The organism is Dehalobacter sp. DCM (assembly GCF_024972775.1).
GTDB lineage: Bacteria > Bacillota > Desulfitobacteriia > Desulfitobacteriales > Syntrophobotulaceae > Dehalobacter.
Genome location: NZ_CP092282.1, coordinates 187,444 through 199,913, shown reverse-complemented (window position 1 = coordinate 199,913; position 12,470 = coordinate 187,444). Strand labels below are relative to the sequence as shown.

Annotated in this window: 8 protein-coding genes; 2 read left to right on the top strand and 6 right to left on the bottom strand. The window is 41.9% G+C overall.

What is annotated here, in order from left to right; genetic code table 11:
- Nucleotides 1–76 precede the first annotated feature (76 nt).
- The 6 genes from LPY66_RS00990 to LPY66_RS00965 form a co-directional block, all read right to left on the bottom strand.
- Entirely contained in the window at nt 77–505 is a 429-nt protein-coding gene (locus LPY66_RS00990) for a very short patch repair endonuclease (RefSeq protein WP_337986295.1), read from the bottom strand.
- A gap of 43 nt (nt 506–548) precedes the next feature.
- Entirely contained in the window at nt 549–3,146 is a 2,598-nt protein-coding gene (locus tag LPY66_RS00985) for a DEAD/DEAH box helicase family protein (protein ID WP_337986294.1), read from the bottom strand.
- Nucleotides 3,146–5,077, bottom strand: a complete 1,932-nt coding sequence (locus tag LPY66_RS00980) for a DNA methyltransferase (protein ID WP_337986293.1) — start codon at nt 5,075–5,077, stop codon at nt 3,146–3,148. The genes LPY66_RS00985 and LPY66_RS00980 overlap by 1 nt, the downstream gene beginning before the upstream one ends.
- A 1-nt stretch (nt 5,078) precedes the next feature.
- A complete protein-coding gene (locus tag LPY66_RS00975; protein ID WP_337986292.1) occupies nt 5,079–6,236 on the bottom strand; it encodes a DNA cytosine methyltransferase in 1,158 nt (385 codons plus the stop codon).
- On the bottom strand, nt 6,233–9,133 hold the full coding sequence (locus LPY66_RS00970) for an ATP-dependent DNA helicase (protein ID WP_337986291.1): 2,901 nt from the start codon (nt 9,131–9,133) through the stop codon (nt 6,233–6,235). The genes LPY66_RS00975 and LPY66_RS00970 overlap by 4 nt, the downstream gene beginning before the upstream one ends.
- 67 nt (nt 9,134–9,200) lie before the next feature.
- Nucleotides 9,201–9,425, bottom strand: coding sequence for a helix-turn-helix domain-containing protein (locus LPY66_RS00965; RefSeq protein WP_337986290.1), 225 nt, complete (start codon nt 9,423–9,425; stop codon nt 9,201–9,203).
- Nucleotides 9,426–9,646: 221 nt separating this feature from the next.
- Between LPY66_RS00965 and LPY66_RS00960 the strand changes: the two genes are divergently transcribed.
- On the top strand, nt 9,647–11,539 hold the full coding sequence (locus LPY66_RS00960; protein ID WP_337986289.1) for a helix-turn-helix domain-containing protein: 1,893 nt from the start codon (nt 9,647–9,649) through the stop codon (nt 11,537–11,539).
- A gap of 337 nt (nt 11,540–11,876) precedes the next feature.
- Nucleotides 11,877–12,392, top strand: a complete 516-nt coding sequence (locus LPY66_RS00955) for an RNA polymerase sigma factor (RefSeq protein WP_337986288.1) — start codon at nt 11,877–11,879, stop codon at nt 12,390–12,392.
- Nucleotides 12,393–12,470: the final 78 nt, after the last annotated feature.

Sequence of the window (12,470 nt, the reverse complement as noted above, 5' to 3'; positions counted from 1 at the left end):
TTTGTTGTATAAACGCAATGCACACACCAATGATTCTTCGTGTGAAATAATTAAATTGTATAGCTAAATAAAAAAGTTAACTACCACCACTTTTCTCACCAAGTGCGACTCTCAGTTTTTCAATTAGGGCGGAGCGGTTTTTCTTTTTCAATTCACATTCCCAAATACGAATAACCTTCCAACCACGACTCTCAAATTTCTTTGTTATAGCTAAATCTCGTTCAATATTGCCGCCAATTTTCTTTGTCCAGAAATCTTGGTTTTCCTTTGGCTGCGTGTTACGGCAATTGTGTCCATGCCAGAAACATCCGTCTACAAATACTGCTACATGCTTCGATAAAAAAACAAAGTCTGGATGCCCGGTAACAGAATATCCACGCCGCCAACCTTTAATTCCTTGTTCACGGAACACCTCAATAAGTCGCAACTCTGTAGATTTATTTCCCTTCGATTTTACACTCCGCATTACGGCGGAGCGTTTTACCTGTGTGTACACATCCGCCATAGTTAACACCTCACATTAGTTCGCATTCATACTTCAACTTGAACTAAGGCAGTACACGCTCAAAAGCAGATGCAAATTCTGCCATTTTGTTCTGTTGGTTGTAGAATGGAAATCCCCAGACATGATAAACAGTGTCATCCACAAAGGTTTTCTTAGGAATACCACGTGTCTCAATTTGCAATAAAAAATCTTCTTTCCATTTGTCCTGCGCAATAAGATGATTGCCTTTCGGCTCGACGAAAATCTGATATTGCTCATAACCAGTTGTCTTCTTTTTACGCAAAAACATTAAATAATCCGGCTCGAATCGTTCACCACCATCGAAGGAGTAGAGGACAAGCTGCCGTTCGTTTCGCACCAGATAGACCTTATCATATTCAAGTTTAAGTTGCGCAACATATGAGGCAAAGTGAGCAACAAACGATTTTTCTTCAGTCGTACCGAAGTTATCATTGAATACAAACCAATCTGCAGTACTAAGGTCTATTTTCCATTCTGGACGAATTGTTGCAGCATTCTGAGAAACACCTTCGCCTTCTCCATGTGGATCAGTGATATGGAGTGTCTTGCTGCGGAATACCTCGCTGAATTTCCTATCCGTAAAGTCGGTCGTACCTTCGTAGGTTTCTTTGATAGTCGATATCTCTGCTCCTATTTTTGTCAGTACTTTCAAACACGCTAAAAAGTAAGTATTTGCCGATGGTATCTCGTCCCGGTTCTCGATAAGCATTTTTATGCCACCTAGATATGCGGTGTCCGTTATAAATTCCCTTAATGATTTCAGATTTGGGAAGTATCCTCGAAGTATACTAAATTTAAAGACATCAATTCTACGTAAGGCGCTATGGACAAGTGAATAATTGTATTCAGCAACTTTCCCAATTGTCGTTCTGTATTGGTATGTCTTTACAGTTGTGTTGGTATGTGCGTTCATCATCATAGTGTCCATTGCTGTTTTTCCTGTATTTATTGTTACATAATATTCTTTGTCGCGAACGGAAGGCAACAACTCTACAATAGCTTTACGACTCTTCACCTCACGCTTATTCAAAAACACTATGCCTGTCTTGTATATTTCATCAGCTTTGAAATCATCCTTGAGTATATAGCGCACTTCGGTCTGGCTCTCTGGCATTATACCCGTAGCAATCAATGCTTTATTCAGCTCATCGATATAGCGACTGTCATATTGGCAATGATAATACAACTCTTCGCATACACGGAGTGGATTTTCCACGTCACCGTCATATTTTCGTTTGTACTTCTCATCGTCATCATCAATGGCAAACGGGCAGTACCTTGCACCACGTCCAATTAGTTGGGCTTCTGCAATAGTCCCCGCTCCTGGTTTTCCTTTAGAAGCATCACGAGTTTCATAAAGGCGTACAATATCAAATAGGTTTAGAACGTCCCATCCCTCATCTAGTTTCTTAACTTCGAAAATAGCTCGATATGGGTTATCTCTACTTTCGAGAGAATTGAGTATTATCTGACGTTCATTTGCTTCCTTATCGTCGTTGACCGAGATACAATGGTCAGCTTTAAATTCCTCACGTAACTCCTGCGCCAATTCATCAAAGTCAATGTTTTTGGAAGCAAAGTAATCCGCCATACGTTTCACTTCAGCAAGAGGTGAGTTTAATACAATACTCTCCAATGTACTACCCGAGAGCGTCCGAACCATCTCATGAAAATACCTTTCAAAGTCCTTGCTTTCGGCTATGGTTTTTGCTTTGAATAAGATAACTGGCTTAATGTACATCCTGTGATCTTGAAAAACTTTCAAGCGGTATTGACTGAACATGAGAGCCTGCAGTGCACGATCGGCATATGTGATATCGGCTCTTATAGCCCGTACTTGCTTCGAATACTTTTCTTCGCGAAATTTGCGAAGAGGGTAGTCGAATATAATTTTATTCTCGTATTCGCTTAGAATGAACGGATTCTGCAAATCGCAGGTCGCTGTGAATTCTAAAAGTATATTATTGCGATTAGCATTGAAGATGCGGTTTACAGTCGTTTCCCAGCTGACTCGCAAATCTTCCTCAGATTTGTCGACTTTACCCTTTCGCGTGTCCACATTGAGATGATGTGCTTCATCCGCAATTAAAACTGTCTTTTGTTCTGCAAAGTCATCGAACGATGGGGCATTTTCCTTTGCGAACCACATATCTGAGTGTAGTCCCTGAGTTGTAGTGAAACAGATATTTATTGAATCAGGATTCACACCTTGAAAATTTGTCACCTCGTTTATTTTGACTGTTTCTCCACCGATGGTTATTTCTTCTGCAAATAAATATTTTGCTGAAGCGACATTAAGGAAATTGTCCTTAGTCTTTTGTACAATGTTATCAAGATTTACGAAAAATAAGAAATTCCGATATCCACGCTCATAGAGATATAAAATAAGCCCTGCCATAATGAGCGTCTTACCACTTCCAGTTGCCATGTGAAAAAGCGATTGTGTTGGGTGTGGACATTTTTCGCTTTCGTAAAAAGTAATAAAGTGCCGAAAAGCCTCTATCTGGTAAGGGCGCAATTCGAATGTTTGATTGAGGTTCTCAGCAATATACTCGGGCATTTGCTTATATGAAATCGGTGAATAATCTCGAATTGAGTCTATTTGCTGAAAAAGGAACATTACTTATCCTCCAATCCATAGAAACTCCGTGTGAAAGCTTTGTCTGTGTCGCTTATAGCGTATTCCTCATCATCAATGTCATACAGATTAACGTAGAGCATATTTTTATCGAGCAACTCCAAAAGTAAGCGTTTCTTATCTTCGATCGACAAAGCCTCAAAGTCAGCGGCAGCTCCTGCAATCATGGCAGGATTCACTTTACTACTGATAAAACCACTGTTTAATACAGATTCCAATAAGGTAGTAAGGTCAGCATCACTCTTTGCTGCTAGAATTTCATCTATGTACTTCTGATTACACTTAGCAAGTTCGCAATAGACGAATGAACCACCTCCATGCCAATTAACATTCGTTGAAACTCCACCTTGCTCATTGGCAATTACTTTTTTTAGTCTCGGAATAGCAAAGGTTGATATATAGTCCATTTGTTCAATGCCAATGTAACGTAGACCCTTCTTATGTGCTACGGCGCATGTGGTACCAGAGCCCAAAAAGAAGTCCAACACTAAGTCTCCAGGCTCAGTAGCTAGATCAAAGATATAATTTATAAGCAACTCGGGCTTCGGTGTTGCAAATAGGCTGGTTACAGGCATGTCGGGAAACAAGTTCTTAAGTTCATATTTTGCTTTTCTGGTATGCCCTGTTGTGTCAAAGTTTGTCCATAACGTTGAAGGTGGTAGCCCCTCCATTTCATTTAAATATGACCGCCTAATTACCCTTGTCTGATCTTCCGAGAATCTTAATTCACCAGTTGAAAATTTCTCATCCATTGTCTCTTTTGACCATCTCCACCCATTCGGTGGATGTTTAATGATGTTCCCGTTTGGTGCGGTAATGTTGAATTGCAGATTTGGACGCAAACCTGGATTATTTACAGGGTTACCGTCAAACCATGCACCACGAGGGTCATTATCAGGATTATTAAAATGTTTACGTTTTTCAGGATCATTTAAAAATTTCGGTTTCCATCCAGGTCTCTTCGAGTATACAAGGATATGGTTTGTGTCTATTGAGAAAGTCAGGGCGTTATTATTGCTATTGTCCGAATGTCTCCACTCGACCTCAGTCACAAAGCATTCACGGGTAAATATGTCATCACAAAGGACTTTAAGATAGTGCGATTCCACATCATCTAATGTAATCCAAATGCTACCGTCATTTGACAACAGGCGTCTTGCTATTTCAAGTCGATTTTTCATGAATACTAACCATGTCGCATGATTAAATCTGTCATTGTAGTTGAAGCCATCCCCCCCTGTATTATAAGGTGGATCAATATATATACATTTAACCTTGCCTTCGAACCTTTTTAGTAAGGAAGCGATACCAAGAAGGTTGTTTCCTTTTAATATAAGGTTATCCGTATTTAAAAACTCCATAGCAGTTGTTTGCACTACACTATTTGGATCAGCGTTCACCTCTGGTAAGCCTGTTAAATCGACTGCGCCATCATAAGTGAATCTTTGGGCACTGACAAGTACTTTCGGATAAAGCAGTCTGTCCACCTCATCGGGTGCAAGAGTGGAGTTGAAGAAAACTTCCTCTCTCTTTTGGTCATCTTTTGTCTGACCACCTTCAAGGACGCAATCCTTGTAAGGGAAAGAGAGTACCACGTCGGAAGACGCTGAAATGAGGTCGCCTCTAGAATCAACCAAGCCAATTCGGTTCTTAAAGCGTGTGTAACTATCGGGCAAAAACTGGCGGTTATTTACAACCCACCCAAAACCGACTTTATCGAAGACTAGCGTCCCCTTCACATCCACAAAAAACCGGTTCTTTGTATCAATATTCGCAAGGAGCAGACCAATTAATCCTGCATCCATATTCATAGCAGATTCATAGACCTTGTTGCGAAGCAACGTCCCTTCTTCCGTAAAGAATCGTTCATCAGCCTGCAGGACTTCTATTAGTGTTTCAAAGAAATTTGTCATTTTATCTCTTGCTCCTTTTAGCTTTTATTTGATACATCGCCTGTCTCAGCACAGCTCCGCTCGCTTTTACGAGGTCAATCGGTACGGCGTTACCGATTTGTAGAGCGGCTGCAGTGAGCGAGTCGCTAAACACAAAATCATCCGGGAAGGTCTGCAGGCGAGCCGCTTCCCTAATTGAAATTGCCCTATCTTGCTCGTAGTGACCATATCGACCTTTTGAATAACAAAGACAACCGCCAGTCATAGTTGGAGCTGGCTTTTCGGCATCCATGATACCATAAACGTCTTTATGACCCGAGAATACATTGCCCTCCACATCCGTCTTCTTATGACATTCCAAAACTAAATCATCAGGCAACCCGTCACGTGATCCGCCGTTTTTACGAATGATTTGCATTCGTTTGATATTTTTGGGATCTAAGTTCGCGCACTTGTGGTTGTAAATTCTCTCGTCTTCTACATATGATTCCCCGGCTTTGATTTCGGGCAAGTCACCTATGGCTTCCCGAACCGTTTTCCATGGTAAAAGCCCATCTTTGCCGGAAATGTTGTGCGTCGCCTTGGGAAGGCCAAATTCATGACCGTCGGTCTCCAATTCTTCATGGATGTCCTTACGCACGGCATGAAGAACAAACCGCTTGCGTATTTGTGGAACACCATAGTCAGCGGAGTTTAATATGCCATCCGCGACTACATATCTAAGCTTAAGGCGATCTAGAAATTCATCAAGGATAGGCCTGTTATACTCTGTCTTAATACCAGGAACATTCTCCATAAGAATGAAAGGAGGCTCTATCTCTTCAATAACTCTCAAAAACTCAAACAGTAGCTTCTTACGTTCTTCAATGGGCTTATTTTTGTTGATAGGATTCTGCCTTGAAAAGTTTTGACAGGGAGGACAGCCCGCAAAGAGGTAGATATCACTCCTTTTTAGATTTGCCGCTTTAAGTATATTTTCACCACTCAAATTACATATGTCACCACCTTGTTTGCCCCTTAGCACATTCACTTTGGAAAGTGGGGGGTAAGCAAGGTAAGTGTCCACGGCACTATCCTCAATCTCCACTGCAGCTTTTACCTTGAAACCTGCAAGGGTCAGACCGCATGAAACGCCCCCGCAACCTGAAAATATATCTATAGCTTCAAATTTGAATCTCATCCGTTACCGCCTCCATCGTCATGTTCAAAAGCGGCGATTGTCTTTAACCCGGTCGGGGTATTTATTTGTGGTGGTTGCTGCTCAGTTTTAAATTCTTGACGCTTCCGTGCACACATAGCAGTGTAGTCGCACTTGGAGCAATTTGACGCACAAGCTCTCATCGGGAAATCTTCTCGAAGTATCCCTTTTACTGCCCATTCTATGGCTCCGATGGCTCTTTGCACCGAAGCATCATCGATTGGAACCTCAATCCGCTTGTTGTTTTTAAGCGTATGAACGAATCCTGTTTCTGCATTTTGTCCGATGACTTCACGGGCTGCTTTCGAATAAAGCTGAACTTGAACAGACATTTCACGCCAGTCGAACTCGCTAATCTCCTCTGGAATTTCCATCGACTTAAAATCTATAACCTCTGCAGACTGTATTTGCTGTCTTTCGTCTTCTTTTAGAATTAGATCAATCGCGCCTGTTATTAGAGCGTCCTCAACAGATAATTCAAAACGAGCTTCATCCTGACGGAGACGGCAAAAATCGCTGCCATGGTCTTTCACATACAATTTCAAAATCTTGTCTACTAAATTTTTTGCACGTTCATAAGAACCTGGATGGTTTATCGGATCATTGCTAGGAAAGACGTGTTTGAGCATAAAAGTTGACTCGACCATCCGAGTAATTTCCTCCTCGGTCGGCACTCTATCCTTGAATCGCTGATGTAACCGTTCCAATATTGTGTGAGTCGTTTGTCCAAAACCAAAAAGCTCTGGTACGGTGGCGTTGTACCCATAGATACTTTGCAACTTGTACATAAACGGACAAGTCAGATAACTTTTGACAGATGAGAAGTCGGTCGGCAATTCGTTGTCATCAAAACGTGGTTGTGGAGCTATTTTCTCTGCTAAGTCCGTAAACGACTTATCTTCGGTCATTTGATCATGTGTTAGGTTGACAATAAACGCTGAGCGTTTTTTAGCGTTCTTCAAGCCAGGGTGGTATTCGCTTCCGCTAAGGTATAACATTCTTTCTGCTCGTGTAATTGCCGTGTAGAACAACCGAGCTTCATCCTCTTGCCGGTTTCCATATGCCCCTCTGTTCTTCGCAGCAAGCATGAGTTGTTCCGGAATAAGTCCATTGTACTCACTTTTTCTGCCAGGAAATCTTTGATTTACCATATCTACAACGAAAACAACTGGAAATTCGAGTCCCTTTACTTTATGAATAGTGGAAACACTCACAGCATCAGTTTTAGCAATGTAGTCCAGACTTTCCAATTCATAATCCTGAGCTATGTTGCGGAAGAAGTTTATCATCTCCCTATATCTCCATTTATCATCAATACTAATATAAGTCTGCTCGACGTCCTTAATGATATCGCTAAAAAGTCCTAAATCTCGAAGAGCAGTCTCGTCAGTTAAGTCGCGCAACATCAACGCATCTGCAAGCTGATGTAGAAAGTTCTGCGGATAGACTTTACGGCGTCCTACAGCATATATGTTTCGATGCCACTCTTGGAGGACATGGAAATATTGTTCCTTATTTGCAGTCGGGAAGTTTGGTAAAACACAGGTATTGAAAACAGTCTCTGCTTCTGTTCGATCATTGTCTTCGTCACAAAGTAACTCCATTATCCTGAGTATGCATTGGGCAAATGGACGATCAAAGATTCCACCTTCGCCAGACGTCTTAGCTGGTATGCCAAGGTCTCGCATTGCATTGACAAACTCGACGTCATAATTTTCAGCATCTGCGTTATATTTTTTATCTCTGCGAATGCTGCGAAGCAGTACAGCAAAATCACTATACGTTAATCCACGGCGGTTTTTTTCAGAACCGTCGGCATTGTATTCGATATAAGTTGTGCCTACTAGAGATTGAATCCTCTCAGCAACCCATTTGGCCTCATCAGCACGTTCATTAAACCAAAGCTTTCGTATTTCTTGAACATTGCCATCTGCATGATATGTAATTGCTTTTGGTAGTCTCTCATACGGAATGGCATGCTGAATAAAACTACTCGCCGTTTCAACTATTGCTTTTGTGCTTCTGAAGTTAACCAACAAACGATGCTCGTTAACATCTGTATATCTATCTTTAAATCCAATAATATTCTGAACGTTGGCACCCCGCCACCCATAAATAGATTGGTCGTCGTCACCAACAACAACCAACATATCCAGATGGCCTGCGAGTGTCTTAATGAATTCTTCTTGGATGGGGTTTATGTCTTGGTACTCGTCAACAAAGAGGTACTTAAATTTTTCAATATATGTACCTGTCTTATCCTCGATTTTCTTGACCTCTTTAACAGCAAGATAAACTGCAAAGGAAAAGTCCATATAGCCTGCAGAATCAAGACAGTCACGCAGTTTTGACAATTTTTCAAACAAATCTGCATCGTATTGAGATACCTCATTAATCGATATATTTTCATTATTGAGTGTCTCCCAAGCTTTTGTAAGGTCTCTTATACGCCCGAAATAACCTTTCCCATGAGAAAGTCCTAATACATTCAAACGCGACATGATGAATAGAATCATTCGGTTGGTGTCCAAGATGTCAAACTGGCGATAATGCGCATCAATATCGCCAAGTAGTTTTTGGCAAAATGAGTCCAACGTTCCGATGAACATTGCACCAATATAGTTTTCTGGCAAATCAAATTTGTGCAGTGCTTCTGCAACTCTACGTTTGATAGACTCTGCCGCCTTCTCGGTGAATGTAAATGCGATAATGCTTTCAGGCGATTCACCCTTTGACACCAGATAAGCGATTTTGTATGCAAGGGTCCGTGACTTGCCCGAACCAGCGCATGCTAAGCAAAGAATATGCTTAGACTCATCCACCACCGCAGCATACTGCTCAGGCGTTAAGTTATCTCTTAAAATTTCTTCAATAGCCATATTTGTATCCACCTCTCACCATTCATTTAAAAATGGTTCTCATAAAATACTCTGCATAGGTAAATTATTAATTCTCGACCTTGCCTTCTTCATCCGGGAGCATTTCCATGATGTCGCAAATATCACATTTCAGCGCTGTACAAATTTTTTGTAATATCTCAGTGTTTACATTCTCGTTTTTCCCAAGCTTTGTGATGGACGCCGAACTGATACCTGCTGCTCTTTGTAGGTCCTTTTTCTTCATGTCCATATCGATTAAGAGCTTCCAAAGTTTTTTATAACTAATAGCCATAACTATCACCTCTCCAGACGGATGGGTATTACAAATTATGTTTAATTATAGCACGATGAAGTTACTGGCACAATGCAAATTCTTGCGTTCGCTCGATTTTTATTTACTATTAATTGAATGGCTCTCTGTATAGTGATATAATTTAATGAACTGGGAATGCCTACATAATTTATTAATCAAACTTGATCAATTTATTTTTTTTATAGTTTGGAGGCACACTTATGGCTCAAAGTCGTTCTTTTAGAGAGTATATTTCAAATCGTTTTTATAACGAATTTTTCACTGCTGTATCAAATTTCCTTGAACAGAATTACCGTGACTTGGATGTCTCCTCAAAACGAGTATATAAGATTGATAGGGCAGAACTGGCAGATATCAGGGTCCAGCATGTCTATATCGAAAACCACCCGGGAATGCGAATCTCTTTCGATGTACTCCTTGAAGCGGATTTTGAAATCGGAGAAACTGACAGGCATAACGACCGTTTTGATGAAAAGACCCAATGGTTTAAGGTTTCCTGCATCGGTGACTTATCAAAAAATCTGAGTGATTTCGCCATTTCTTCTATCGAAGAATATTACAACAAGAACAAACAGCTGAATCCGATGTCCGACTCTCTTGTCCCCATCATTAAAAGTGAACAGCTGGAGGCAGTTGCGAAAGAAATCCTGGAAAAATATTATCGCGAAGCCTTGTATACCCCTATGGCCATCGACCCTACAGTATTAGCCGAACGCATGGGTCTTACAATTCACCTTAAAAACATTACCCCTGACTTTTCATCGTTTGGCCAGATATTCTTCACTGACTGTGATGCCGAATACTACGACAAGGATGAATCAGAATTTAAACGCATGCCTGTCAACAAGGGTGCGATCTTCGTAGATCCCGATGCATATTTCCTGCGCAATCTGGGATCAGTCAACAACACCATAGTCCACGAATGTGTCCACTGGGATCTTCATAGAAAGGCATTTGAGCTGGAGCGCCTGTACAATGAGGAAGCGACACAAATAAAATGTCTGGTAGTCGGAGGCATTAACCCCACTAAGGCCAGATCGGCTACGGATTGGATGGAGTGGCAGGCTAATGCATTGGCACCTCGTATCCAGATGCCATTTACCCAAACAAAAATCAAAACCGGTGAGTTCTTAAGAAAATACTTGCAACTATTTCCGGGTTCTGAGGCAATTGACATCATGGAGAATGTCATTGACGAAGTTGCTCTATTTTTCGGTGTCTCCCGCTTTGCCGCCAAGATAAGATTGGTCGACTTAGGCTTTGAGGAAGCAGTAGGAACATTTACTTTTATTGATGGCCGGTACGTAAAACCTCATGCATTTAAACCGGGTGCGCTTAAGAGGAATCAGACATATTCCATCAGTGAACGCGATGCTGTATTTGAGAGTTCCATTAATCCTGTGCTCCAAGAGAGTATTCAAAGTGGCAATTATCTCTTTGTTGATTCTCACTTTTGCATCAATGATCCGAAGTACATCGACTACGATGACTTTGGCCAAGCCTTCCTGACAGACTATGCACGGCATCATATGGATGAATGCTGCCTCGTGTTTGACTTAACAGTCAATAGAGGTGCCAACAGCTATGGGAAGCAGTTCTACACGGAATGTGTGCTTTATCGAGACGCCACTTCCGACATCACGTTTGAGGCTCACTTCTCGGATTCTAAGCTCAATGATGATGTAAACGCACAGGCAAATGCAATAAGAGCATACAATGAAGAACTCGCAAAAGTGATGCAGGAATTGCCAAGGGGATTCTCAGGATCCCTAAAGGCCCTCATGGCGTGGAAAGAAAAAACTGTAGAGAAGCTTGCCGAGGAATGCTGTCTGGATCCAAAAACAATCCAGAGAATGAGGAATAATGAAAGTTATGATACGACCATCGAGACCGTTGTGGCAATTTGTATTGCTCTGCAATTGCCTCCCGTGGCAAGCCAGGCGCTGATAAACAACTCGCCATTCTCACTTGGTTATAGTGAAAAGCATCTGGCCTATCAGTTTTTACTCAACTGCCATTACACGAAAAGTGTCATCGAATGCAATGAGATTCTCGCACGTCTATCCCTTGGTCCTCTGACAAGAGAAAAATAAAAAAGTTTTTTTCGGCCCGGACATTCTATGTCCGGGTCTTTTTGCGCTGAATTCAACATTTTCTACTCGCCCTTGGCTGCGGATGCATTTCAAAATTCGCCACCGAGGGCCTTTTTTTGTTTGTCTTTAAGTCTCCGGACGGACATTCCGTGTCCGTGTGGTCAAGCCCCTTTGCTTATAAAATCAAAGTGAGGGTTAGGTAAGGCTTCTAACTGATTACCCTTATCAATTAAATCCACAATAAACCATGCAGCCGAAAGGCTCCCGTTAAAAAAAACGGCGAGTTTTTTCGGCTCATTTAGGTGCCCTTTTCTCGCCGGAGAAAGGGGCATTTTTAATGAAAATCAACGACAACAATCAGCCAATCACCGCACGTTTTATCGAAATCGACGGAGAACAAATCCCAGTGACCGAGGAAGTCTACCGTGCATTCAAGCAGCCTGCATGGGCTGAGCACAAGCGCAAGCAGCGCGAGAGACGATGCCGGGATTCCAAAGGCAGGGTTTGCACTCAAAGCTGTCGCCTTTGCGACTTGAACCGAATGCTAGATGACAAGGAACCCATCAAAAAGAACAGCCTTCTATTATCTCTCGATTGGTTTCAAGACGATGGATTCGACCAAGAAGACCCTGCCGACATCGAGGAGATCATCGCAGAAAAAGAACTGCTCACGGAACTGCTATCCGCTCTGGAGGAGCTTGATCCTGACAACAGAAGGATCATGGAACTCTTCGCCAGCGGAAAGTCTGAGCGGGATATCGCTGCCGATATCGGGCTGTCACAGAAAGCGGTCAATAAGCGCAAGACCAAGCTTTTCGCCCAATTAAAGGACCGACTTAAAGATTTTATCTGATCACGGGGTACTCAAAGTACCCCCCTCTGTCCTTTGAAAGGCAGAGGGCAATCCGGAAATAAAAAATCCTCACCGCCG